The organism is Brevundimonas sp. BAL450 (assembly GCF_015767455.1).
GTDB lineage: Bacteria > Pseudomonadota > Alphaproteobacteria > Caulobacterales > Caulobacteraceae > Brevundimonas > Brevundimonas abyssalis.
Genome location: NZ_JADWOW010000031.1, coordinates 40,081 through 64,572 on the forward strand (window position 1 = coordinate 40,081; position 24,492 = coordinate 64,572).

The following is a 24,492-nucleotide window of genomic DNA, read 5'->3' on the forward strand; positions in this document are numbered from 1 at the left end:
GCCCTTTACGGGCTCGTTGCAGGAGTAGCTTGCGCTAATGAACCAGTTTTGCAAGTCTTTTTACGCAAGCGTGATTGAGGGCGACGAATGACGGACATTTCATCCATGGGCGTGGTCGGCGTTTTATGGGCGGCCATGGCTGTCCTGTGGCTGGCCCTGATCCCGGCGGGGACGCGCGGGCGGGCCTGGCACTACGGCCTCGCCGCCGCACCACTGGCGTTCATCGGCCTGGCGGCGGTCGCTCCGGAATCCGCCCTGCGCGACAGTCTCCACATCTGGATTCTGCCTGGCGGGGCAGGGGTGCTGGGCGTGATGGCCGTGGCCTGGCTGTGGGGAACTCTGGCCCGGAATCACGGCGTCATGGACATCTGCTATCCCGCTGCGGCGGCGGCCGTGGCGGTCCTGACCCTGGCGGCTTCAGGGCGCGCGCTCACAGGACCCGACCTGCTGCTCATAGTGTTTCTGGTGATCGGGGCCGGGCGGCTGATCATCCAGACCTGGGGCCACAACATGGGCGCCGAGCGCCAGCCCTACGCCCACTGGCGGGCCCGCCACGGGTCACGATGGCTGTGGTGGAGCGCCTTTCAGGTGCACCTGCTTCAGGGCGTGACCCTCTGGCTGTGGTCGGCGCCCATCGTCTTCGCCCTGACCGTCCCGGAGAGTGTTTCCGGGACCACCCGCTGGGGCTTCGCCATCGCGGGCGTCGCCGTCTGGCTGGGCGGCTTCACGCTACAGACCCTCGCTGACCGGCAACTGGCGGCCTTCAAGGCGGACACCGCCAACCGCGGCCGCCTGCTGGACACCGGGGTGTGGGCCTTGGTGCGGCATCCCAACTATCTGGGCGAGACGGTGATGTGGGCCGCGTGGTTCGTGTTCGCCCTGGCCCATCCGTGGGGCTGGATCACCCTGTTCGCGCCGCTCTTCACCGGCTGGTTCATGGGCTACGCTTCCGCCGCGCCGTTCAAGGAGGCGCACATGGCCCGCACCCGCGGCGAAGCCTGGACCGCCTACTGCGCCCGCACGCCCCGCTTCCTGCCCTGGCCGCGCGCCCGCGCCGCCGACACTCTGAGGAAACCGTCATGAGCGCCCTGAAGGATCGCGTCATCGTCGTCACCGGGGCGGGCAGGGGCCTTGGCCGCGCCTATGCCCTCGATCTGGCGGCGCGCGGCGCCCGGGTGGTGGTCAACACCCGGCCCCGCCCCGCCGATGCGCCCGGCTCGGCCGAGGCTGTGGTGGCCGAGATCGAGGCCCGGGGCGGCCGCGCCGTCGCCGCGCCCGTAGCGGTGGAGGAGGCGGACTCCGGCGAGCGCCTGCTGGCGGCGGCGCTCGACGCCTTCGGCCGCATCGACGGCCTGCTGAACAACGCCGGCGCGCCCGAGGCCTCGACCCTGCACAAACAGACCGCCGAGGAATTCCGCGCCAATTTCGAGGTCAATTTCTTCGGCACCCTGACTCCGACCCTGCCCATCTACAGGCACATGCGCGAGAGGGGCGGCGGCCGGATTCTGGTGTCCACGTCCACCGCCGGGCTGCACGGGGTTCACGGCATGGCGGCGTATTCGGCGTCAAAGGCCGGCCTGATCGGCCTGATGCGCGTCATCGCCCTGGAAGGGGCCAGCCGCAACGTCGCCGCCAACGCCATCGCCCCTTTCGCCGACACCGGCATGACCGGCGAATACCTGTCGCCCGAGCAGGCCGCCCGCCTGTCCCCCGAGCGGGTCGCCCCCGTGGCCAGCTGGCTCATGTCGCCCGACTGTCCGCTGACCGGCGAGACCGTCACCACGGGCGCCGGCGGCGTGCGCCTCGCCGCCCGCGTGGAGGGCGAGGCCCAGTGGCTGCCCGACGGCTTCGGGCCCGACGACCTGACCGCGCGGGTGGATGCTCTCAAGGCCCGCGAGGGCTGGCGCGACTACCCGGAGGGCATGGCCGCCTTCGCGCATCTGATGGCGGGCGGCTAGACGGTCCCGGCCGCCCGCCGCCTTCATCATAGGCGGTTCGCACGACATCCCGTTGACCTGGATACCGGACCCGGCGACGTTTCGCAGGCCGGGCGTGAGCAATGGAAAAGGGGTGCTGTCAGTCCAGTACCGACTTGTGCCTGCCGGTTGCAGACTGGCATCGACGTCGTCATTCACGAACGGTGACCCTTCGAGCAGGGTGACCACAGTAAGAGGCTTTCCCCATGCGTATCCTTCTCGCGCTCGTGATGTCCGCCGCCGCGACGCCGGCGATGGCCCAGTGCCCGCCCGACGCCGATTTTCTGACGCTGAACCGCCCGCTGGATGCCGCCCGCGCCGCGGTTGCGGACGGGCGCCTGACCATCCTGGCCATGGGGTCGTCCAGCATTGAGGGCATAGGGGCTTCGGCGCCGGACCTGAGCTTCGTGCCGCTGCTTGAGCGCGGACTGGAAGCGCGCTTGCCGGGCGTCGAGGTCACGGTCGTAAACCGGGGCATCGGCGGCGAGAACGCGGGCCAGACCGCCGCGCGGTTTCCCGCCGAAATCGAGGCGGCCGACCCCGACCTGATCCTGTGGCAGCTGGGCGCCAATGACGTGCTTCAGGACCGGACCGAGGACGCCTTCCTGACGGACTTCCGTGCGGGTCAGGATCTGTTGTCCGAGAGCGAGGCGGACGTGATCGTGATCGATTCCCAGCGGGTGCCCGAGGACCGCGACCTGGACTTCATCCGGGGCCGCAACCCGGCGCTCGGCGCCTTCGCCGCCCTGACCGCGCTGGAGGCGGGCCGCGTCGGCTACGGGGTGTTCAACCGGTTCGAGACCATGACCGGCTGGGCCGACGTGGACAACGGCGGCGTCGGGCCGGACGGGCTGCATCTGAATGACGCGGGCTATGCCTGCTGGGCCGAACTGACCGCCGAAAGCCTGGCCGGCGCCTTGCGTTGACCCCTCGATGTAAACGTTTACCTTGAGGCCCGGAAACGCTCACGGACAAGAGAAACAATGGCGAATGTCACCCTCGAAGGGGTCAGGAAGAACTTCGGCGCCACGGAGGTGATCCGGGGCGTGGACCTCACCATCGAGGACGGCGAGTTCGTGGTCTTTGTCGGCCCGTCGGGCTGTGGCAAGTCCACGCTGCTTCGCCTGATCGCGGGGCTGGAGGACCTGACCGGCGGCGACGTCCTGATCGGCGACCGCAACGTCAGCGGCGAGGCCCCGGCGGACCGCGGCATCGCCATGGTGTTCCAGTCCTACGCCCTCTACCCCCACATGACCGTGCGCCAGAACATGGGCTTCGGCCTCAAGCTGGCGAAGACCGACAAGGCCGAGGTCGACCGCCGGGTCAACGCGGCGGCCGAGGTGCTGACCATCACCGACCTGCTGGACCGCAAGCCCAAGCAGCTGTCCGGCGGGCAGCGCCAGCGCGTCGCCATCGGCCGGGCCATCGTGCGCGAGCCCCAGGTCTTCCTGTTCGACGAACCCCTGTCCAACCTGGACGCCGCCCTGCGCGTGCGCATGCGCTACGAGTTCGCCCGACTGCACGGCGAACTGAAGACCACCATGATCTACGTCACCCACGACCAGGTGGAGGCCATGACCCTGGCCGACCGCATCGTGGTGCTGTCGGCGGGACGCATCGAGCAGGTGGGCGCGCCCATGGACCTGTACGAGCATCCGGACAATCTGTTCGTGGCCGGATTCATCGGCAGCCCGCGCATGAACTTCCTCACGGCCGAAGTGGTGGAGGCCTCAGCCGGCGGCGCCATGGTGCGCACGGCGGCGGGCGAGGCCTTGACCGTGGCGGTGGACGCCGCGCGCGCGAAGCCCGGCGACCCCGTCACCCTGGGCGTGCGGCCTGAACACCTGACCCTGACCGGGGGCGACAACGCCCTGACCGCCCGCGCCGATTTCGTCGAGACCCTGGGCCACGCCACCTATGCCTATCTGGCCCATGACGCGGCCGCAGACGGCATCACCTGCCAGCTGCCCGGCGATGTGCGGCCGAAGGCGGGCGAGGCCCTGACGGTCCATGTGCCCCGCGCCCAGGCCCATCTGTTCGACGCGGACGGGCAGGCGTTCCAGCGGCTAGCGTAAGATCTCAACCCGCCGGGCGTTGGCGGGGATGGTCAGGTTCAGCCCGTCCCATGTGACCGGTTCGCTATCGATGACCGTGCGGCCCGGCGCGGGCGCATCCGATGGCCAGGACAGAACGAAGCCCGCAGGCGGCGCCGCGTCGCCGTCCAGCGTCAGGGTCCAGCCGCCCTGCGACGGCGTCAGGGCCCAGGTCATGGCGCCCCAGGGCGTGCGCACATCTCTGACCCCCACGCCCGCCGGGTCGTCCAGCCAGCGGCCGGGCACGCCTGCCGCCAGCACCAGGGCCTCGCCCCGGTCGTGCACGAACAGGTCCAGCGCCGAGCGGATGTAGTCCGAGCTGATCCAGGCGTGGGGCATGTCGCCGATGAAGCGCGGCTCGCGCTTGTCGCGCACCACCACCTCGGCCCAGCCGTTCCAGGCCCGGGGCCGCACGTCGCCGAAGAAGAAGTCCAGCGCCGCCAGCGCCCGCTCCCGCTGCCCCAGCCGCACGAAGGCCCCGACGTTGCGCAACTCGTAGGGGGTGTAGTCGTCCCAGTCGCGGCGGTTCTCGATCCGCTGCTCGAATTCCGTCCAGTAGCGCTCGAAGGTGTTGGCCAGCAGGGCAGGGTCCAGCCGCGCCTGCTCCCCGCCCGGCGACAGCCCAATGGTGGTGGAGGTGGGATCGAAGTCCCCCCGGTCCGCCGCCCCGGCGATGAAGTCGATGCCATGGTGATCGGCCGTGGCGCGGATGGAGGCGTGCAGGTCCCCCGCGAACTCATCGCGCGCCGCGGCGATGCGGGCCGCCGCTTCGGTCTCGCCGAGCGCCTCGGCGATGAACACCGCGTCCTTGTAGCCCAGCAGACCCCAGAAATCGTCCCAGTAGGAATAGGCCGGCTGGTCCGAATAGCCCTCGTGGCTGATGGTCGGCGGCAGCAGGCCGTACAGATGGCGCCGCTCCGGCGTCCGGTTCTCCGCCGTCCGCTCCGAGGCGCGCAACTGGTCCATATAGCCGATGGCGCCGCGCACCTGCGGCCACACCGACCGCAGCAGGTCGAGGTCGCCGTTGTAGCGATAGGTCTCGGCGGCCAGGAAGATGAACTCGCCGTGGCTGTCGTTCTCCGGCACCGGGTCGGCGCCGCGCGCGTCGACGCAGCACGGCACCTTGCCGTCGCTGAAGATGTAGGGCGTGAACCAGCGCAGATAGTCCGCCGACACATCGACCCAGCCCAGCCGGTTCAGCCCTTCGGCGATCATGGCGCCGTCCCGGATCCACGAGCGATTGTAGGAGCGGGTGCCCGGCTTCAGGTTGGGCCCGTCGCGCGACATCAGGATATGGGCCAGCGAGGAGCGCATGGTGTCGACGATGCGCTGTCCCTCGTCGGGCACGGTGATGTCGAAGCGGTCCAGCTTCTCGCGCCAGACGGCGGCGGTACGCTGCTCCACGCCGTCCAGCACCGCCTCCGGCGCGCCGGTCAGGGCGGGCAGGGCGCCCTCCAGCGGCGCGGCCCAGCCGACCACGCGGCTTTCGCCCGGCGCCAGCGTCACGCGCCAGGTCATGGCGGCGGCCGCGAGGCCGGTATCGTCCTGAACCGAATGGGACGCCTCGCGACCCGAGGCGATCAGGCTCTGCGGATCGGCGCCCGCGTCGAAGGTGGCGGCCGTCACCGCGTCCGGCGCCGACAGGGGCGTCACGGCGAAGGCCTCGCCGAGGCGCAGGCGCCGGCCGTCCCAGTCGATGCGCGTCACGGGGCTGACCCCGCCCGGCGTGGACAGGAACTGCACCGGGCCGTTCACCTGCAGAGGTCGAGCCGCCAGCGCCAGGGTCAGGTCCAGCGTCCGGTTGGAGATGTTGGTCAGCACATAGCGGCCGTACAGTGCGGCCTGCTCCGGCGCGCCCTCGGCCATGGCGGTGACGTCCAGCGTCCAGTCCTCGGCGGTCCAGCGCACGGACGGGATGGGCAGATAATCGTCCATCAGGCTCTGGGCCACGCCCACGTCCGCCCAGGTGATCAGCCGACCGTTCTCCACCACGAAGGGCTCCACCGAGGGCCCGCCGCGGCCCAACTCGATGGCGCCGTCCTCGCCCATCAGACCGCTGTCGCCGCCGCCGTCCACACCCACCAGCGTCCAGTAGGGCTGCTCGCCGTGGAAACCGCGCGGATACAGGCCCCGCCGCGCCTCCTCGGCCACCGCCGTGACGAAGCTGGTGGCGTCCTCGCCGAAGCTCAGGGGTTCGATCTCGATCTCGTTCAGGGCGTAGGCCTCGCCCGGCCCGTCCATCAGGTCCAGCCGCAGCCAGCGTGCGGCGGTCTCGGTCAGCAGGATCGGGTCGGCCCCGCCGTTGCCCCCGGTCACCTCGCGCAGCCGGGTCCAGCGCCGCCCGTCCGACGAGGTCGAGACGGTGTAACGGGTCGCCTGTTCGTCTTCGGCCCACCGCAGGGTCACGCCCCCGAACTCGCGCTCATAGCCCAGATCAAGCGTCAGGCCCTGGGCCCCGACCGCCGCGCTGCGCCACGGGGTCTCGGGGTCGCCGTCCACCGCCTGTCCGGCGGCGAACACGCCGGCTTCGGAGGTGGCGGCGGCGATGGGCCGGGGCGGCGACGACGGCTCGGGCGGCAGTTCAAGCAGGGTCAGCTGATCCACCTCGATGAAGCCCACGCCGCCTTCGCCCGCGGCGATGACGAACTCGATGCGCTCCGATCCGCGATAGACGGGGTCGGGGTTCGGGCCCCACGCCTTGACGATGTGCCGGCGGCGGATGGTGACCAGGGTCCAGTCGTCGGGCGCTTCCCAACGGGTGACCTGACGCCAGTGGACATTGTCCACCGAGGCGTCCGTGAACTTGACCTCGAAGGTGTTGGCGGGCCCCGCGCCGCGCACCCGGAAGCTGATCTCGTAGTTGGCGGGGGGGGCGATGACGAGCGGGCGCGCCGCGAAGGCGTAGCCGGACACATCGTTGAAATCATAGTCCAGCCGCAGGGCGTGCCCGTCGTAGCCGTCCACCTGGCTGACCCGGGCGCTGATGTCGGTTGAGGCGTCCGCGCTCCAGGCCGAGATGTCCTCGAAATCGTCCAGCACGGTCTCCTGCGCCATGGCGGCGCCGGGCAGGATCAGGACGAACAGGGCGATCAGAAGACGGGTCAGCATGGCTTACGCACTCACAGGGTCAGCCCTTCACGCTCCCCGCGAGCATGCCGCGGATGTAGTAGCGTTGCAGGGCGAGGAAGAGGATCAGGACGGGCAGGACGGTGATGACCGATCCGGCCATCATCATCTCGATGTCCTGCACGTGCTCCCGCGACAGCGTCGCCAGCGCCACGGGCAGGGTGTAGTTCGACTGGTCCGTCAGGATGATCAGGGGCCACAGGAAGTCGTTCCACGACCCCACGAACACGAACAGGGCCAGGGTCACCAGAATCGGCTGCAGCGTCGGCAGCACCACGCGGGTGAAAATCTGGCGCTCCGAGGCGCCGTCCACCCGCGCGGCCTCCAGCATCTCGTCCGGAATCGACAGGGCGTACTGGCGCACCAGGAACAGGCCGAAGATCGACGTCAGCCACGGGACCAGCGCCCCGGCGTAGGTGTTCACCAGCCCCACCTGCTTGAGCATCAGGAACAGGGGCAGGGTGCCGATCTGGGCCGGGATCACCAGGGCGCCCACCAGCATCTGGAACAGCCGGTCGCGCCCGGTGAAGCTCAGCTTGGCGAAGGCGTAGCCCGCCGGCACCGTGACCAGCAGGCACAGCCCCGTCGCCAGCCCGGCCAGGGCGACGCTGTTCCACAGATAGCGCCCCATGCCCTGATTGGCGAACAGGTCGCGGTAGTGCTCCAGCGTCGGCTGGGCCGGCAGCAGCGGCGGCGGGAAGGTGGCCGCCTCGCCCGCGCTCATGAACGACACCGAGACCATCCACGCCAGCGGGAACAGCACGATCAGGCCGATCAGGGCCACCGCGATGTTGAGCAGAACCTTGGGCAGGGCGTGCTTCATGTCTCGCTCCCCAGACGGCGCGAGACCCACAGCTGCACCAGGGTGATGGCGAAGATGCACAGGAACAGGATGAAGGCCACGGCGCTGGCGGAACCCAGGTTCCACCATTTGAAGCCCTCTTCGTACATGAAGTAGAGCACCGTCACCGTGCTCTGGGCCGGGCCGCCCTGGGTCATCACATAGGGCTCGGCGAACAGCTGGAAGAAGGTGGCCACCGAGATGATGCTGACCAGCAGGACGGTCGGCGCGATGGCCGGCAGGGTCACATGGCGGAACTGTTTGACCGGACCGGCGCCGTCGATGCGGGCGGCCTCGTAGAGCTCCTCGGGCACGGTCTGCAGCACGGCCAGGAAGATCAGCATGGAATAGCCGAACAGCTTCCACACCGCGAAGATCAGGATGGCGGGAATGGCCGTCTCCGGCTGGCCCAGCCAGTCCACCGGCGGGATGCCGAACCCGTCCAGCACCCAGTTGATGACGCCGTAGCGGGTGTGCAGCAGGTAGCGCCACACCACCGCCGTGGCCACGAGGGTGGTCACATAGGGGGCGAAGAACGCCACCCGCCAGATGGGCCGCCACTTCACCATCTTCGAATTCAGCAGCACCGCCGCCAGCAGCGAGGCCACGATGGTCGCCGGCACGCCCAGAACGGCGAACCAGGCGGTATTGCGCATGGCCGTCCAGAAGAGCGGATTGCCCAGCAAGTTGACGTAGTTGTCCAGCCCCACGAAGCGCATGTTGCGGATGTCGGCCAGGGCGTAGATGTCGAAATCGGTCAGGCTCAGCAGCAGGGCGCCGAACACCGGAATCACAAGAAACAGGCCCACCGCCGCCAGCGCCGGCGACACGAAGCCCCAGGCCGCCCGTTCGGTCCGCGCCGCGCTCATGCCGCGCGCCCCTGATCCAGCATCCAGCGACGCTTCTCCAGCAGCCGGTCGGCGCGGCGGTCGATCTCAGCGCCGGCCGTTTCAGGCGTGTATTCGCCGCGCACCATGCGTTCGGCCACCACCTGCATCTCGGTGACCACCCGTTCCCACTCGGGCGCCTTGGGCACCGGCACGGCGCGCTCAAGCTGGCCCTCGAAGGGCGCCAGCTTGTCGTCGCTGCGGATGCCGGCGGCCGCCCAGGCCTCGACCTTGGCGGGCAGGTTGCCGGTCAGGGCGTTGAAACGCGCCTGGGTGTCCACCTGCGACAGATACCGCACCAGCCGCCAGGCGGCGTCCTTGCGCGGCGAGCTGTCGAACACGATCAGGCTGGAGCCGCCCGGCGCCGAGGCGCCCGGTCCGTCGGGGCCCGGCACGCCGACGGTGGCCCAGTTCGCCTGCATGGCGTCGGACAAACGGCGGCGGAAGTCACCCACGCTCCATGGGCCGGAGAAATAGAAGCTGAAGAAGCCCCGGCTGAACTCGTCCCAGACGTTGGAGATCTGCGTGGCCGACATGGTGGGCGCCAGGCCCTCGTCGAACAGGCTCTTGTAGAAGGCCAGGGCGGAGACGAAGGCCGGGCTCGAGAAATTGCCCCGGCTGTCGTTGTCACGCAGCAACGGTTCACCGGTCTGAAGGCCGAAGGTCAGCAGTTGCTCGAACTCGTTGACCGGCATGAGGATGGCGTAATTTCCGTCACCGGCCGTTCGCTTCACCGCGTGCATGGCGCGCTTCCAGCCCGCCCAGTCCTGGGGCACGGCGTCATAGCCCGCGCGCGCCAGAAGGTCTGTGCGATAGAACACCAGCCGGGTGTCCACGTACCAGGGCGCGCCCATCATCCGGCCGCCGACGCGGTTGGTCTCCATGACGCTTTCGAACCCGCCCGCCACGATGTCGTCGGCGTCAGCGGGCACCGGCGTGGCCGCGCCGATGGCGGTCATCTCGGCGATCCAGGTGTTGCCCACCTGGCTGACGTCCGGCAGCGAGTCGCCGGCATAGGCGGTCAGCAGCTTCTCGTGGGCGGCGGTCCAGGGCAGGGCCTGAACCGAGACGCGCACGTCCGGGTTCAGGCGGTGGAACTCCTCCAGCAGGGCGGGGGTCGCCGCCCCCTCGTTGCCCATGGCCCACAGGGTCAGGCGCGTGACTCCGTCGTTCGGCCCCGCGCAGGCCCCCGCCGACGCGGCCAGACCCCCGGCCATCAGGCCGAGCGCCGCGCGTCGATGAAGGCCGGACCCGGTCATGCGCTCAGCCAGCCTCCGCTGAATCCGGCGCGCTCGAGGCCCCGGCGCAGGTGCGGGTCGGTGCGCATCAGCCGCCAGACCAGATCCGACTTGTGGTTCTCGATCATGATGACGATGGGCCCTTGGTCGATGCCCAGATAGTCGTCGGCGATCCAGCCGACGCCGGGATGAATGTCGCCGTGCAGCAGGTCGTTCCCGCCGGTTTCGGTCAGGGTGGGGTTGAATGCATCAAGGAAGCCGTAGCGGGTGTAGATGGCCGGATAACGGGCCTTCATGGCCTTGACGCAGGGGATGACAATCTCGGGCGCGAAGGCGATGGAGGCCGCCGCCGCGGTCGGCGCGATGGTCCCGTCGTCCCGCTCGCCCGGTCCACGCGCCGAATAGCTGAAGAACTCACGCTCGCGTCCGGCGATGTCCAGGACGAAATCGCCGGGCCCGTCGCAGGCGGTCAGGCCCCAGACCTGATCCGAATAGCCTGTCCAGTTCCCCGTGTTGGCCCGTGCATAGGCCTGCTGCGCATAGGCGGCGCGGCGGCTGTTCTCGAAATAGTCGAAGCCCTTGTCGCGCATGTAGGGGTCGAGGATGCCCCGGAAATCCACCCACATGTGGCTGTACTGATGGCCGAACAGCGGGGCGAAATGCAGGTAGGGCTGACCCCAGCGGTCCGTCCAGCTGAGGGTGTCGTAGGTGGAGCACCACGCCGCCCACGCCGCCGGATCCACCGGGTGGGTCGGGCTGGCCATGGCCAGCAGGATCACCAGCATGCCCTCGTTGTAGCCGTCCCAGTCATGGGGGATGAAGCCGGTCTCCGGGTGCCAGCCCATGCTGATCTTGTGGCCGCGCACCTGGGCCCAGGGCCATTCGACCCGGGCGTACACCGCCTCGACCAGCCGCCGGATCTCGACCTCGTCTGCGTGCTCGCCGTCGAAATAGCGTGCCGCGAACAGCATGCCGCCCAGCAGCAGGGCGGTGTCCACGGTGGACAGTTCGGTCGTGCCGAAGCGATGCCCCGTCTGCATGTCCAGGAAGTGATAGAAGAAGCCCTTGTGACCCGAGACCCCCGTGGCCTGCGGCCCCTGCGGCGCGTCGTGGAAGAAGCGCACGGTGCTCAGGGTCCGCTCGCGCGCCTGGTCCCGCGTGATCCAGCCGTTCTCGACGCCGATGGGATAGACGGTCAGGGCGCTGCCCACCGCCGCGACGGAACAGAAAGACGGCGTCGGCCAGCGGTCCGGCGTCAGTCCGGTTGCATGGGGCGTCACGTCCCAGAACCAGCGGAACGTCCGTTCCTGGAGTTCGGCGATCTCGGGGTCGAGCGCCCCCGTCGGGCCGGTGGAGGCGCAGGCGCCGAGCCCGGTGAGCGAGAGGCCGCCGGCGGCGGCGCATGAGGTCAAAAGGAAACGACGGCGGTCCAAGGCGGAGCCTCCTTACGCGATACTATAGCAAAAAAAGCGGCCGCTCCCGGGGAGAGGTGGGAGCGGCCAAGGCTCAGGAGAAAACCGTCACCAGCGGTAGCGCATGCCCACCTGGAAGCTGCGCGTCGGCAGCGACACATTGTTCGGGCGGCCGTACTCCGCTGAGTTGAAGTCCTGGTTGAAGCCCGAGTAGTTGCGGAAGCCGAACACATTGATGGCGTCCACGTAGATCTGGGCCTGATGACCGTCGAACAGGTCGAAGTTCTTGGTCAGGCGCAGGTCCAGCTGACGGTAGGCCCAGGCGTCCGGAATGATGAAGCTGAACTTCTCCGGACGGCCCTCGTTCCAGCAGATGTTGGGCCCGCCAGCCGGGGCGTCGGGGCAGTTGAAGATGGTGTAGGGCCGGCCCGATCCCAGGGTCAGGAAGCCCGACAGCTGGAAGTTCCAGGGCAGGTCCACCAGACCGCTGGCGGTGATGCGGTGCCGTTCGTCGGTGGGCGAGTAGAAGGTCGGGGTCGTATCGATCCAGTTGTAGTCGAAATCGAAATTGCCCAGGCCCTGATCGCGGCTGCCGTTCTGGGTGGCTTCGGACAGGGTGTAGTTGATCTGGAAGCCCCAGCCGTCGGCGCGGTTGTAGGGCTTGTCGGCCTGCAGGTGCAGGGCGGCGTATTCCCGTTCGCGGTCGTGGTTGGAGATGAAGATCAGGTTGCGGAATTCTGTGAAGCCGACCGAGGCGGGCGTCGGTCCGCCGAAGCGGTTGCCGTCCGTGGCCGGGTTGCCGATGTACCAGCTGAACTCGTTGTCGGTGAAGGCATAGGCCAGGGTGGCCGACAGCTGCCAGTCGTTCCACTGCTGACGCACACCCAGGTTGAACTGGTCGGTGCGCGGCGGCGGAGCGTCGTTGCGGATCAGGAACACCTCGCCGGCGCCCGGCGTGGCCGCAAGCAGCGGGTCCAGGCCCTCCGGCGTCAGATAGGCCGGATCCCAGGCGACGGTGCCGGGCCGGGACCCATCCGCCGAGAAGAACACCTCGCGAATGAACTGGGTCGGCTTGAACCGCTCGTCGAACGGGAAGTTGAAGCCGATGCGGTCGTAGTAGCGGCCGGCGCCGCCGAAGATCACCGTGCTCTGGTCCCCGAACACGTCGTAGGAGAAGCCGATCCGCGGCTGGAAGGCGTCGGTGAAAGCGTCGCGGTCGCCGTCGGTGACATAGTCGTCGGGATTGAAATACTCCGGGAAGCTGTAGCCCGGCAGGGCCTCCATGGCCGCCAGCATGCCGCGGATATTCTGGGGCGTGGTGTAGTCGTTGTTGACCGCGTTGTCCTCGTAGTCCCAGCGCAGGCCCAGATTCAGCTCCAGCCGATCTGTGATGCGCCAGTCGTCCTGGATATACAGGCCGATGACCGCGTTCGAGATGTCGGCCGGCGCCACCGCTGTGCCCAGCGAGACGCGAACCGGGATTTCGGTCGATCCGTTGATTTCAGGCCGGCCGTCGACATCAAACCAGAACTGCGGATTGCGCCCGAACTCCTTGTTCACGAAGTAGCTCTGGTCAGAGTACTTGAAGCCCAGCTTGATGGTGTGCTCGCCGTTCCATTCGATATTGGTGAAGGTCAGGTCGTTGCGGAACGTGATGCTTTCCTGCTCGATGTTCTGATTGTCGCTGCGTCCCCCGAGGGTGAAGACGGTCGCTTCCCGGTTGAACACGTTGAACTGGAAGCCCGGCGTGTTCACGTCGTTGTCCCGGAAGACCGCGTATTCAGCCCCGTAGGTGTCGAAGTTCAGCGCAGTGGGATTGTACGTGTAGTTGAAATAGTCGAGCGCCATCTCGTTCAGGAAATTGTCTCCCTGATACTGGTGTCGCAGCACGATCGAGCGTGTCTCGCCGTTGATCTGCGTGGCGCGTTCAGGACCGTTCTGACCGCCGACATCCCGGATGTCGGATTCCTCGCGCCAGGTGCCGGTGAGCTCGATGCGGTTGCGGTCGTTGACCTGCCAGCTCAGCTTTCCGAAGAACAGGTCCTGCTCGAACGGCGTGGCGAAATTGCCCAGCTGATCGGTGAACAGCGGCTCGTATTCAGGCCGGGTCAGGAACGTCTGGGCCGAACGGGTTTCGTCCTTGCGCTCGTAGGACGCCAGGAAGTGCAGCGTGTCCTCGATGATGGGGCCTGACAGGACGAAGCCGTACTGTTCACGGGTCAGCTCGGGCTGGTCCGCGCCCCGCAGCTCCGAGAAGTAGTCCTGCTGGATCCACTCCTCGTTCTGATAGGTGGCGAAGACCTCGCCCTCGAACGCGTTGGAGCCCGAGCGGGTCACGGCCGTGATGATGGCCGAACCGGCCTGTTCGTATTCGGCCTTGAAGTTCTGGGAGACGACCCGGAACTCCTGCACGGCGCCTTGCGGGAAGGGGTTGCCGCGGCTGTCGTCCTGACCGGCCACGCCGCCGTCGACGATGGTGGATTTCTGGTTCTGGCCGTCGATGAAGACGTTGATGGCCGAAGCGGGCTGCCCCCCGGCGGTGATGGTCCGTTCGGTCTCGCCCTCGGTCACGCGCACGCCCGGCGCCAGGGCCGCAAAATTCAGGAAGTTGCGGCTGATCTGCGGCAGGGTGTCGATCTGGGTGCGGCTGACGTTGGTCGCGACTTCGGAAGTGCGAGTGTCAGCCAACTGGCGGGCCACGATGACGACTTCGGCCACATCGGTGACGCCGGGGGCGGCGCTGGCAACGTCCACGTCCAGGGTGCCGGTCTGGCCGACACCGATGCTCACCGTCTCCGTCGTGCTCTGTCCATCGGCGGTGGTGACGGTCACCTCATAGGAACCGGGGCGCAGGCCGGACAGCACATAATTGCCCGAGGCGTTGGCCGTGGCGCGCGAGACGTAGCCCGAGGCGCTGTCACGCGCGACGATCTGGGCGCCGGCCTCGGCCTGCCCCTGGTCGCTGACGTTGCCGCGAATGGTCGAAGTGGCCGTCTGCGCCATTGCGCCGCCCGCGAGGAGCAAGGAGGTGGCGATGGCGGCGGCCGATGCGCCCATCAGGCTGCGGTGACGTCTGGTGTTCCGGATCATGGTCTTCATCCTCCCTGAGCGAGCGCGGATTTGGATCCGCTGTTCCCGCTGTTGCTGCTGTTGCTGGATTGGCGCGCGACGAGCGTTGGCCGCACGATTTCGTGGTTGATGGGGGCTTCCCCTGCCGCGTCGATCAGGCTCACCAAGCGTTCCAGGGCGCGGCGGCCGGTCTCGGCGATGTCGATTCTCATGGTGGTCAGGGCGGGCCGGACCAGGGACGCGATGGGCACGTCATCGAACCCGCCGACGGCCACGTCCTCGGGACAGCGCAGACCCGCTTCCTGCAGGGCCAGCAGCACGCCGAGCGCCATCATGTCGTTGCCCGCGAACACGGCGTCGGGACGGATGTCCATGGCCGCGATCGCGGCGCCGGCGCGAAAGCCGGACGCCTGATCGAAGTCGCCGTCCAGAACCACCGGCTCGATCCCCGCCTCGGCCATGGCGGCCAGGTAGCCGGCCCGGCGCGCCTCGGCCTCCAGGTTGCCGACAGGCCCGGCCACATGGGCCACGCGGCGGCGGCCCTGAGCCAGCAGGTGGCGGGTCATGACCTCTGCGCCGCCGTGGTTGTCTACGGTGATGGAGGGCCGGTCCACATCGCGGGCCCCGCCGTTCATCAGCAGGACGGGCAGGGACCGCGGCATGCTGGCGGCGAGCGCCGCGGCGTCCAGATGGGGCGACAGGATGATCAGCCCGTCCACCCGGCCACGCATGGACTTGATGGCGAAGGACGCCTCCTCGGCGTCGTCGTGGGAGCTGGACACGATCAGGTGCAGCCGCTTCTCGCGCGCCGCCAGATCCATGCCCCGGATCAACTCCGAGAAGAACTCGCCGAACAGATCCGGCAGAATCACGCCCACCGTGTCGGTTTTTCGGGTGATCAGGCTGCGGGCGCCGGAATGGGGCACATAGGACAGGGTCTCGACCGCCTCCATGACGCGGGCGCGGACGTCCTCGCCGACGACGCCCTGGGCGTTCAGGACGCGGGAAACCGAGGCCACGGATACGCCGGCGCGGGCGGCGACGTCCTTGATGGTCGCGGGCCTCAAGACCACGTCACCCGGGCTGATGCAGAGGCTTTCGCCATCATCTGTTGCCGTCTCCCTAAACCCCTCTGAACCGTCCCGGCGGCCTTGACGGCGGTCCGGCGTTCAGTGTGTAATCGTTTACATGACACGGCTGTAATCGTTTACGCAAGCGTTTGTCGAACGCTCGAACATGACGTATTGGCCGCTACACCAGTGCAGGAACGTCCCCGATGACTCGAAGCTACGAATTTCCCGAGGGATTCCTGTGGGGAGCCGCCACGGCCGCCTATCAGATCGAAGGCTCGTCCATGGCCGACGGCGCCGGAGCGTCCATATGGGATCGCTTCGCCCATACGCCGGGGAACATGAAGGACGGCGACACGGGCGATGTGGCCTGCGACCACTACAACCGCTGGCGCGAGGACGTCGCCCTCATGACGCGCCTGAACCTTCAGGCCTACCGCTTCAGCGTGTCATGGAGCCGGGTGATGCCCGAGGGTCGCGGACGCATCAACGAAGCGGGCCTGGACTTCTATGACCGGCTGGTGGACGGCCTGCTGGAGGCGGGCATCGAGCCGCTCTGCACCCTGTACCACTGGGATCTGCCCGCCGCGCTGGACGATCGTGGCGGCTGGCTGAACCCCGACATCGCCGACTGGTTCGCGGACTACGGCCAGGTGCTGTTCGAAAAGTTCAAGGGCCGCATCAAGACCTGGGGCACCATCAACGAGCCCTGGGTGATCGTCGACGGCGGCTATCTGCACGGGGCGCTGGCCCCGGGCCATCGCTCGGCCTTCGAGGCGGTGATCGCGGGTCACAACGTCCTGCGCGCCCACGGCGCCGCCGTGCGCCGCTTCCGCGAGGTGGGCGAGGGCCGAATCGGCATCGTCCTGAACATCGAGCCGAAATACCCGGCCAGCGACAAGCCCGAGGACGAGGCCGCGCGCAAACGCGCCGAGGCCCAGATGAACCGCTGGTTCCTCGATCCCCTGATGGGACGCGGCTATCCCGAGGAGCTCAAGGACGTCTATGGGCGCGCCTGGCGCGAGTTCCCCAGGGAGGACTTCGACCTCATCGCCACGCCCACCGACTGGATGGGGCTGAACTGGTACACGCGCGCCGTGCCCGAGAACGACCCGTCCGCCTGGCCCGTGCGGGCCAAGCCGGTGAAGCAGGTCCAGCACGCCCACACGGAGACCGGCTGGGAGGTCTATCCCCCGGCCCTGACCGACACACTCGTCTGGCTGCACGAACAGACGGGCGGTTTGCCCCTGATGATCACCGAGAACGGCTCGGCCTGGTACGATCCGCCCCACGCCATCGACGGCCGCATCCATGATCCCATGCGGGTCGAGTATCTGAAGAACCACCTCAAGGCCGCCCATGATGCGATCAACAAGGGGGTCAACCTGACCGGCTACATGGCCTGGTCGCTGCTGGACAATCTGGAATGGTCTCTGGGCTTCTCCAAGCGGTTCGGCATCACCCACGTGAACTTCCAGACCCAGGAGCGGACCATAAAGGACTCCGGCCTGCTCTACGCCGAGGTCATCAGCACCCACGGCAAGGTGCTTGATACGGTCTGACCCGCGATCGTCCTGCCTGCGGCGGCCGTGCCGCGGCGCAGGGCGTTTCGACGGACAGGTGCAGCGACCCATGCCGGACCCGTCGAACAGGCGATTTTTCTAGCCTGGGCTGCGAAGGCGAATGGCGGAGAGGGTGGGATTCGAACCCACGGTACGCTTCCACGTACGCCGCATTTCGAGTGCGGTACATTCGACCACTCTGCCACCTCTCCGCGGTCGCTGTTTCCCCTAGGGGTGGTCGAGCGAGGCGGGATACCTAATCGGCTCGGGCGTTTCCCGCAAGCGTTCCGTTGCGATTATCGCTGGCCGGGCAGGGACAGGCCGGTGACGCCGCCGCCGGAGGCCTCGGCCCCCCGGTAGCGGTAGAGTTCGGCGGGCCGCCCGCCGGTGGCGGCGCTCAGCCTTCCGGTGGGTTCGACCAGGCCGGTGCGCTCCACCCCGCGGCGGAAATTCTGCTTGTGCAGGGACAGGCCCGAGACCGCCTCGGCGGCGGCCTGGAGCTGGGACAAGGTGAAGGTGTCGGGGGTCAGGTCGAACAGCACCGGGCGATATTTCGTCTTGCTGCGCAGACGGCCGATCGCGGTGGCCAGGATGCGGCGGTGGTCCGACACCATGGCGCGGCCCGGGATGGCGCCCCGCGCGGGCTGGCCGTGGTCGCGCGCCGCTTCGGGTGTCAGGCCGGCCTCATAGAGCAGTTCGTACCGCTCCAGCACCTGCTGTTCGTTCCAGCGCGCGCCTTTCAGGGCGAACAGACGGTCGACACGGGCGGCGCGGGCGGCCGTTTCCGCCTCGGCGACCCAGGCCGCCAGGGCCGGCGCGATCCGCTGATCGATCATGTCCGGCCGTCCCCGGCGCCAGTCCTCCCACGGGAAGAACTCCAGCACCGGCGTCCAGGCGGAGCCGGGGCCGGCCACGGCGCTGGGGTCGTGGGTCAGGGCCAGATAGCCGACGGAAACCACACGCCGCGCGCCCACGCCCATCTCCGCCCGAGGTGACTCCCGGCCCGCGTCGCCGAAGGTGTAGAGCTGCTCCACATAGCCGAGCGGAAACGTCGTCTGCTCGGCCACGAAATCGCGCAGGGCCAGTTCGAAGGTGCGGTGGCGCGCCGGCTGGAACGGGCCGAAGGGCAGGCCGGCGCCGTCGGGGCCGCCCCCGGTGGTCAGCACCACCGCCTCGCCGTCGCGCAGGGCGAACACCACCACTGACAGCCCGATCAGCACACCCTGGTCCTGAACGGCGCGGTCCATGGTCACTCCGTGTGCCAGGCGTCGGCGGCGGGCAGCACACCCATGGCCCCGGCCAGCAATTGGTAACGCTCCAGATAACGCGCCTGGGCCTGGCCCGCGGGCAGGGGGTGGATCACCAGATCGTAGTCGGCGGGCGGGGAGCCGAACAGGCGCAGGGACTCCTTGCGGTCGAACCCGGCCAGCTGGGTCGCCTCGAAGAAGGCGCAGGCCCGGTCGGCCTTCTTGATCAGGGTCTTGATGGTGGCGGGGGACTTGGGCGGCAGGCCGAAACGCAGGTGGATGGCGCTTTCCAGCCGCGCCTCGAATTCCTTGTAGTTGAAGCCCAGGGCCGATTTGAACGGCGAGATCATGTCGCCGATCACATACTCGGACGCGTCATGCAGCAGGGCCGCCAGCCGCCACTTCGGGGCGATGTCCGGCTGGATGTGGGCGACGATCTCCTCCACCACCACGCTGTGCTGGGCGACGGAGAAGGCATGGTCGCCGATGGTCTGGCCGTTCCAGCGGGCGACGCGGGCCAGGCCGTGCGCGATGTCCTCGATCTCGATGTCGAAGGGCGAGGGATCCAGCAGGTCCAGCCGTCGTCCGGACAGCATGCGCTGCCAGGCGCGGGGCGCCTTTTCGCTGGGTCTCTTTCGCGCCTGGGCCAAGATCACTCCGTCGGTTCGAGGCCCCGGACCTGACGCATTCGGGCACAGCGATCAAGCCCGCCGGTCCGCTTATTCTCCGACGTTCAGACGGACCAGGGACTTGGCGCCGTCGAACACTTCGTCCTCGTGGCGATCCTTGCTGCGCACCACGGCCACGATCAGGGGGCCGCCCTCGGGGCCGCGCGCCTCGTAGCCCACGAGACGCCAGCCCAGGTCCGAGCCGCGCTCATCCACCAGGATGTATGTGGCGCGGACGCCGTGCGAGCTGTCGCGGGTGCGGATTTCCACCGCCTCCTCCCGGGCGCGGATGCGCACGGCCTCGTTGTCGCTGCTGATGTTGACCTGATCCCCGGCTTCATCACTGCGGATGCTGAAGCCGCCGACGCGCACACGGGACTGGCCGCCGTCGGTGTCGATGCTGATGCCGGGGATGCGGACCGTGGCGTTGTCGCCCTCGGCCTCGATGGTCACGCCGGGAACCTGAACGGCCACGCTGTCGCCGCCGCCGGCGGAGGCGGAGGCCTGGGATCCGGCGTCGACGGCGGACACGGCGACCGCGCCGCCCACCCGCTCGACCGCCGAGGGCAGCAGCGCCTGGACCTCGGTCTCCAGCGCGTCCAGGGCGGCCAGCCCCTCGCTGTCCAGCGTCACCAGCCGCAGGGTCACCTGGGAGCCGCGCGGACCGGTGTATTCGCAGGACAGGCCGTCGGCGGCCGGCGCGCCACGCCGGGTCAGCACCCCATGGGTCTGGGGACACTGCAGGGAGTCCACAACGCGAAGGGCGCCGCTGGACTCCGTGCTTTGGTCGCTGTCACGCGAGATGCGGATCGAGGGCTCGCTGTCGCAGGCCGCGACCAGGGCGGCGAGGCAGATCGGAAGGATGAGGGCGCGCATGGTGTCGGCTCCTGTTACTGCCCTATTGTGCGCTGGGGTTTTTCAGACGCCAGTGAAATCGCGGTAATCGGCCCTGACGGAACCCGTCAGCCGCCGGGCCGCCCGGCCTCGCGGCGTTGCAGGAACGCCAGGCGCTCGAACAGGTGCACGTCCTGCTCGTTTTTCAGAAGGGCGCCGTGCAGGGGCGGGATCAGGCGTTTGGGGTCGCGCTCGGCCAGGGTCTCGGGCGTCACATCGTCCACCATCAGCAGCTTCAGCCAGTCCAGCAGTTCGGACGTGGACGGCTTCTTCTTCAGGCCTGGCGTCTCGCGGATCTGGTAGAAGGTCTTCAGCGCCGCCGCCACCAGCCGGGGCTTCAGGCCCGGATAGTGCACCTCGACGATGGCCTTCATGGTCTCCTCGTCGGGGAAGCGGATGTAGTGGAAGAAGCAGCGGCGCAGGAAGGCGTCCGGCAGCTCCTTTTCGTTGTTCGAGGTGATGACCACCACCGGGCGCACCTCGGCGCGGATCGTCTCGTCCGTCTCGTGGACGTAGAACTCCATCCGGTCCAGCTCCTGCAACAGGTCGTTGGGGAACTCGATGTCGGCCTTGTCGATCTCGTCGATCAGCAGCACGGGGCGCTGCGGCGCCGTGAAGGCCTCCCACAGCTTGCCGCGCTTCAGATAGTTGCGCACGTCATGGACCCGCTCCTCGCCCAGCTGGCTGTCGCGCAGGCGGGATACGGCGTCGTATTCGTACAGGCCCTGGTGGGCCTTGGTGGTGGACTTGATGTGCCAGGTGATCAGCGGCGCGCCCAGCGCCTCGGCCAGTTCATAGGCCAGAACCGTCTTGCCGGTGCCCGGTTCGCCCTTGATCAGCAGCGGCCGCTCCAGGGTCACGGCCGCGTTGACCGCCACCTTCAGGTCGTCGGTCGCAATATAGTTCTCGGTGCCCTGGAACCGATCCATTCATCCACTCCGTCCATGAGAGACCCGAGTGGGTAGCGGATCAGGACGCACCTGAACAGGGTTCAGGTGATGCGCTTGGGCGTCGCGGGGTCGCTGGCCGGGAAGGTCTCCTCGACCGCCTCGTCGATCAGCTCCTCCTGGTGGTTTCTGGCCTCGCCATCGCCCGGCATCTGATCGGGCTTGCCCTTTTCCGGCGTGATCTTGCGGGAATAGGGGGCGTTGACGTCGTCGTCGCGGGTGTTGTCGTTCATCGGGCTTCCTCTTGGGTTTCGTCCGGGCCGTAGCCCAGGGAGTCAATGTCGTCATCGTCCAGGCGGCGGGACTCCCAGTGCGCGGCCGAACCCTGTGCGCCCTTGACGTTGCGCATCAGGCCCGAAGGCACCTGTTCGATCTCGTCGGCGCCGTATTCGCCGTCGCTTTCGGCGTCCAGTTCGTTGACGGGCTGCTCGCCGCCGTCGGTCCGGGCGTCAGCGCGCGGGTCGACGCCGTCCAGGGCCTGGACGTCCTCCAGCTCCAGATCCTCGTCGTCCGCGTCCCCCGCTTCCTGGGTGACATCCAGAACGTCCATCTCCTCGAGGGTGACGTCGCCGTCGCCCTCGTCGTCCAGATGGGTCTCGTCGAAGGTCTCGGACTGATCCTGTTCGTCGGGTTCTTCCGGTCGCTCGGCCATGGTCTCGGCTCCCTTGTCTGGGAGGGAAACGTGCGGCGATCAGGCGGCGTTCCGGCGCGACGAAGATATTCGCGCCAGTTCGGCGGCCATATCGGCCATCACCCCGTCCCAGCGCCCGAACGAGCCCGCCGCCCATCCCCGCATGCGCGGATAGAAGGGGTAGGATTTCCAGCCCAGCACGTGCCAGTCGTCCGGCGCCTGGATCATCCAGGCGTCCGCCCCCACGGCCGCGGCGATATTGGTCCCGGCGATGGCCGGGCCGATCACCAGGTCCAGCGCCGACGACAGGGCGGCCACGTCCTCAAGGTCGTCCTTGAGGTTGATGGGCGGGGTCCAGATCTTCAGCCCCTCCGCCTCGGCCTGGGCCAGTTCGGCGGCGGTGTCGCCGCACTGCAGATTGACCATGATGCAGCCGGGGGTGGTCAGGATCGGCCGCCACTGGTCGAAGGGCGAGAAATAGCGTGACCGGACGCCCTTCAGCACCAGGCTCTTCCAGTGGAGGCCCACCTTGAAGCCGTCGCCCAGGGCCGCCAGCTCGTCTCGCCAGCGCGCCACGCGCTCCGGGTCGGGCGTCATGTAGCCGGCGTGGTCCGGAAAGGCCTCCAGGGTCGGACGGAACGGCGCCATCAGGCTGGCCAGGGGCAGCCAGCCGTCCACCGCGCCGTGCGCCTGCATGAACGGCGCGAAGCGGATCAGCCGTCCGGCCTTGCGCACCGCCTGGTGCGCGCCGACCACGGCCTCGGGGAAGCTGCGCTGGAAGATCGAGACCAGCCGCGGCTCCACCGCCAGGAACACCTGCCCCTCGGGTCCCACCGCCCGGATAAGGTCGGGGATCATGTTGGCGAAGATGAATTCGTCGGCGACGCCTTGTTCACCCACGGCCAGGATGCGCTTGCCCTCCAGCGGCTGGTCCGGCGTCCAGCGCGGCCCGTCGGCCACGACGGCGATGGCGTCGGGCATGACCGGATCCAGACGCACCTCATAGGCCTCATAGCCCTCCTTCAGGCGGCCGGACGCCATCAGGGTCAGGGCCCGGGCCATGGTCATCATGCCGGTCTCGTATCCAGGCGCGGCGTGGGGCAGGGCGGCCTCGATGTCCTCCAGCGCGCCCTCGAAATCGCCCAGGGGCTGGCGCGCGTTGCCGCGATTGTAGCGCGCCTTGGCGAAGCCGGGCTCCAGCCGCAGGGCCTCGTCATAGAAGGTGAGGGCGGTGGCCATGTCTCCCTGGTCGCCCATCACGGTGCCCAGGGTGTTCCACATCATGGCGCTGTCCGGCGCGGTCTGCAGCCGCGCGCGCAGCACCTCGATGGCCTGATCATAGCGATTCTGGTCGCGCAGCACGCAGGCCAGGTTGTTGATGGCCTCCACATGGTCCGGGTCCGCCGCCAGATAGTGCAGCAGCAGTTTCTCGGCGATTTCCAGATAGCCCAGACGCTGGGCCAGGCGCGCCAGGTCCTGCGCCACCGCCGTATCCTTCGGCAGCAGCTTCAGCGCCGCCTCATAGGCGTTCAGGGCCTGGACCAGATCGCCGGCCTTTTCGCGCGCGATGGCCAGCACGTGCCAGGCCACGCCGTGCTTGCTGTCGAGCTCCAGCGCCTTGAGAGCCTTCCTGCTGGCGCCCTCATAGTCATGGACGCGCAGGTCGGCGACGGCGGCCTTCAATTGGGCCACGGCGGCGCGCGCCTGCTTCCTGGCCTTCCCGCCGTCCTTCGCCAGGACCCGCGACAGCCGCCCGACGGCTTCGGGCGAGGCGGCGTCACCAGCGGCTGCGTCGGCGGCGCGCGCCAGCCCCGGCAGGGCGGTGGGCGCCTCGAATGCGATGCTCAACTCAGATCACTCCCGGACTCGGATTTCTCCTCATGCTGCCGACCGAAACACAAGGGATGGTTAACCACGTTTGTTTAATCAGCATCAGGCGAGCCTCGGTAGGTGTGAGGCGCGGGAGGGTCGTCATGCCGCTGAAACTGTCGCTCAAGCCGGGCGAAAAATTCGTCCTCAACGGAGCCGTCGTCCAGAACGGCGACCGTCGTGGCGTGCTTCTGCTCCAGAACAAGGCCTCGGTCCTGCGCGAGAAGGACATCATGCAGGCCGACGAGGTGACCAGTCCGGCGCGCCGGATCTATTTCCCGGTCATGATGATGTACCTGGATGAGTCCTCGGCGGACAAATTCTACGACGAATTCGCCATGCGCCTGTCCGAGTTCATGGGCGCCACCCGAAATCCGGACACCATGGCTGACTGTGTGGCCGCCTCACGGCACGTGATGGCCCGCGAGTACTACAAGGCCCTGATGGCCGCCCGCAAATTGGTTGAATACGAAGAATCGAGGATCGGCGATGTCGCTTCAGGCCTACAAGACAGCGACCGCTAGGGCGGAGAACCCCCGCGAGGCGGAGTACCGCCTGTTCGGCCAGGTCACGCGGGCCCTCATGGAGGCGTCGCGCGCGGATCCGAGCGATCTGAAGACGCGCATCGACGCCCTGGACTGGAACCGGCGCCTGTGGTCGACCCTGGCCACGGACTGCGCAAATCCCGACAACAACCTGCCGGCCCCGCTGCGCGCGCAGCTCATCTCCATCAGCCTGTTCGTCAGCCGCCACTCCTCGGCCGTCATGCGCCGTGAAGAGGATTTCGAGCCCCTGATCGACATCAACAAGATGATCATGCAGGGGCTCGCCCCGGCGTCCGGCGCCCAGGCGGCCTGATTTTCCGGAGCCGGCGCCCAATCCTCCCCCATCGGGGGAGGGGGACCATGCGAAGCATGGTGGAGGGGGCCGGCCTGCAGTCTGGATGTTCGACCGCCGCCCAC

Annotated in this window: 21 protein-coding genes and 1 tRNA gene; 7 read left to right on the plus strand and 15 right to left on the minus strand. The window is 68.3% G+C overall.

Annotated features, from left to right (window positions below; genetic code table 11):
• The first annotated feature begins 87 nt into the window (after nucleotides 1-87).
• The 4 genes from IWC96_RS02075 (at nucleotide 88) to IWC96_RS02090 (ending at nucleotide 4,051) form a co-directional block, all read left to right on the plus strand.
• The gene (locus IWC96_RS02075; RefSeq protein WP_021696828.1) at nucleotides 88-1,083 is read left to right on the plus strand and encodes a DUF1295 domain-containing protein; all 996 of its coding nucleotides are present in this window, start codon (nucleotides 88-90) and stop codon (nucleotides 1,081-1,083) included.
• On the plus strand, nucleotides 1,080-1,958 hold the full coding sequence (locus tag IWC96_RS02080; RefSeq protein WP_196838277.1) for an SDR family NAD(P)-dependent oxidoreductase: 879 nt from the start codon (nucleotides 1,080-1,082) through the stop codon (nucleotides 1,956-1,958). Before IWC96_RS02075 ends, IWC96_RS02080 begins: the two co-directional genes overlap by 4 nt.
• 224 nt (nucleotides 1,959-2,182) lie before the next feature.
• Nucleotides 2,183-2,902 (plus strand): SGNH/GDSL hydrolase family protein, encoded by a 720-nt coding sequence (locus IWC96_RS02085; RefSeq protein ID WP_045318886.1) that lies wholly within the window; start codon nucleotides 2,183-2,185, stop codon nucleotides 2,900-2,902.
• Between the two features lie 57 nt (nucleotides 2,903-2,959).
• Complete coding sequence (locus tag IWC96_RS02090; protein ID WP_021696825.1) at nucleotides 2,960-4,051, plus strand: ABC transporter ATP-binding protein; 1,092 nt, start codon at nucleotides 2,960-2,962, stop codon at nucleotides 4,049-4,051.
• Here the strand turns inward: IWC96_RS02090 and IWC96_RS02095 are convergent.
• The 7 genes from IWC96_RS02095 to IWC96_RS02125 form a co-directional block, all read right to left on the minus strand.
• Nucleotides 4,043-7,177 carry a discoidin domain-containing protein gene (locus IWC96_RS02095; protein WP_021696824.1) on the minus strand — a complete coding sequence of 1,045 codons (3,135 nt, stop codon included), beginning with the start codon at nucleotides 7,175-7,177 and terminating at the stop codon, nucleotides 4,043-4,045. The genes IWC96_RS02090 and IWC96_RS02095 overlap by 9 nt on opposite strands.
• A 19-nt stretch (nucleotides 7,178-7,196) precedes the next feature.
• A complete protein-coding gene (locus IWC96_RS02100; RefSeq protein WP_196838278.1) occupies nucleotides 7,197-8,018 on the minus strand; it encodes a carbohydrate ABC transporter permease in 822 nt (273 codons plus the stop codon).
• Nucleotides 8,015-8,905, minus strand: coding sequence for a carbohydrate ABC transporter permease (locus IWC96_RS02105; RefSeq protein ID WP_021696822.1), 891 nt, complete (start codon nucleotides 8,903-8,905; stop codon nucleotides 8,015-8,017). The genes IWC96_RS02100 and IWC96_RS02105 overlap by 4 nt, the downstream gene beginning before the upstream one ends.
• Nucleotides 8,902-10,182 carry an extracellular solute-binding protein gene (locus IWC96_RS02110; RefSeq protein WP_021696821.1) on the minus strand — a complete coding sequence of 427 codons (1,281 nt, stop codon included), beginning with the start codon at nucleotides 10,180-10,182 and terminating at the stop codon, nucleotides 8,902-8,904. The genes IWC96_RS02105 and IWC96_RS02110 overlap by 4 nt, the downstream gene beginning before the upstream one ends.
• Nucleotides 10,179-11,594 carry a glucoamylase family protein gene (locus IWC96_RS02115; protein ID WP_196838279.1) on the minus strand — a complete coding sequence of 472 codons (1,416 nt, stop codon included), beginning with the start codon at nucleotides 11,592-11,594 and terminating at the stop codon, nucleotides 10,179-10,181. The genes IWC96_RS02110 and IWC96_RS02115 overlap by 4 nt, the downstream gene beginning before the upstream one ends.
• An 87-nt stretch (nucleotides 11,595-11,681) precedes the next feature.
• Complete coding sequence (locus IWC96_RS02120) at nucleotides 11,682-14,663, minus strand: TonB-dependent receptor domain-containing protein (protein WP_021696818.1); 2,982 nt, start codon at nucleotides 14,661-14,663, stop codon at nucleotides 11,682-11,684.
• A gap of 5 nt (nucleotides 14,664-14,668) precedes the next feature.
• Nucleotides 14,669-15,709 (minus strand): LacI family DNA-binding transcriptional regulator, encoded by a 1,041-nt coding sequence (locus IWC96_RS02125; RefSeq protein WP_045318885.1) that lies wholly within the window; start codon nucleotides 15,707-15,709, stop codon nucleotides 14,669-14,671.
• A gap of 209 nt (nucleotides 15,710-15,918) precedes the next feature.
• On the opposite strand from IWC96_RS02125, the gene IWC96_RS02130 reads away from it, so the two are divergent.
• Nucleotides 15,919-17,274, plus strand: coding sequence for a GH1 family beta-glucosidase (locus IWC96_RS02130; protein WP_021696816.1), 1,356 nt, complete (start codon nucleotides 15,919-15,921; stop codon nucleotides 17,272-17,274).
• Between the two features lie 122 nt (nucleotides 17,275-17,396).
• On the opposite strand, the gene IWC96_RS02135 is transcribed toward IWC96_RS02130, so the two are convergent.
• From IWC96_RS02135 to IWC96_RS02170, 8 genes are all read right to left on the minus strand, one after another.
• Nucleotides 17,397-17,486: transfer RNA gene (locus IWC96_RS02135), tRNA-Ser, on the minus strand.
• 84 nt (nucleotides 17,487-17,570) lie between these two features.
• Nucleotides 17,571-18,521: an NAD regulator gene (locus tag IWC96_RS02140; protein ID WP_196838280.1), complete on the minus strand. Its 951-nt coding sequence runs from the start codon at nucleotides 18,519-18,521 to the stop codon at nucleotides 17,571-17,573.
• Nucleotides 18,522-18,523: 2 nt separating this feature from the next.
• Complete coding sequence (locus tag IWC96_RS02145; protein WP_021696814.1) at nucleotides 18,524-19,117, minus strand: YfbR-like 5'-deoxynucleotidase; 594 nt, start codon at nucleotides 19,115-19,117, stop codon at nucleotides 18,524-18,526.
• A gap of 123 nt (nucleotides 19,118-19,240) precedes the next feature.
• Nucleotides 19,241-20,065, minus strand: a complete 825-nt coding sequence (locus IWC96_RS02150) for a hypothetical protein (protein WP_021696813.1) — start codon at nucleotides 20,063-20,065, stop codon at nucleotides 19,241-19,243.
• Nucleotides 20,066-20,151: 86 nt separating this feature from the next.
• On the minus strand, nucleotides 20,152-21,012 hold the full coding sequence (locus tag IWC96_RS02155) for a MoxR family ATPase (RefSeq protein ID WP_021696812.1): 861 nt from the start codon (nucleotides 21,010-21,012) through the stop codon (nucleotides 20,152-20,154).
• Nucleotides 21,013-21,074: 62 nt separating this feature from the next.
• Nucleotides 21,075-21,263: a hypothetical protein gene (locus tag IWC96_RS02160; protein WP_021696811.1), complete on the minus strand. Its 189-nt coding sequence runs from the start codon at nucleotides 21,261-21,263 to the stop codon at nucleotides 21,075-21,077.
• Nucleotides 21,260-21,682, minus strand: coding sequence for a hypothetical protein (locus IWC96_RS02165; protein ID WP_021696810.1), 423 nt, complete (start codon nucleotides 21,680-21,682; stop codon nucleotides 21,260-21,262). Before IWC96_RS02165 ends, IWC96_RS02160 begins: the two co-directional genes overlap by 4 nt.
• 39 nt (nucleotides 21,683-21,721) lie before the next feature.
• Nucleotides 21,722-23,509, minus strand: a complete 1,788-nt coding sequence (locus IWC96_RS02170; protein WP_021696809.1) for a tetratricopeptide repeat protein — start codon at nucleotides 23,507-23,509, stop codon at nucleotides 21,722-21,724.
• Nucleotides 23,510-23,634: 125 nt separating this feature from the next.
• Between IWC96_RS02170 and flbT the strand changes: the two genes are divergently transcribed.
• Together flbT and flaF are read left to right on the plus strand one after the other, a co-directional pair.
• Complete coding sequence (flbT, locus tag IWC96_RS02175; RefSeq protein WP_021696808.1) at nucleotides 23,635-24,054, plus strand: flagellar biosynthesis repressor FlbT; 420 nt, start codon at nucleotides 23,635-23,637, stop codon at nucleotides 24,052-24,054.
• Nucleotides 24,020-24,388 (plus strand): flagellar biosynthesis regulator FlaF, encoded by a 369-nt coding sequence (gene flaF / locus IWC96_RS02180; RefSeq protein ID WP_021696807.1) that lies wholly within the window; start codon nucleotides 24,020-24,022, stop codon nucleotides 24,386-24,388. The genes flbT and flaF overlap by 35 nt, the downstream gene beginning before the upstream one ends.
• Nucleotides 24,389-24,492: the final 104 nt, after the last annotated feature.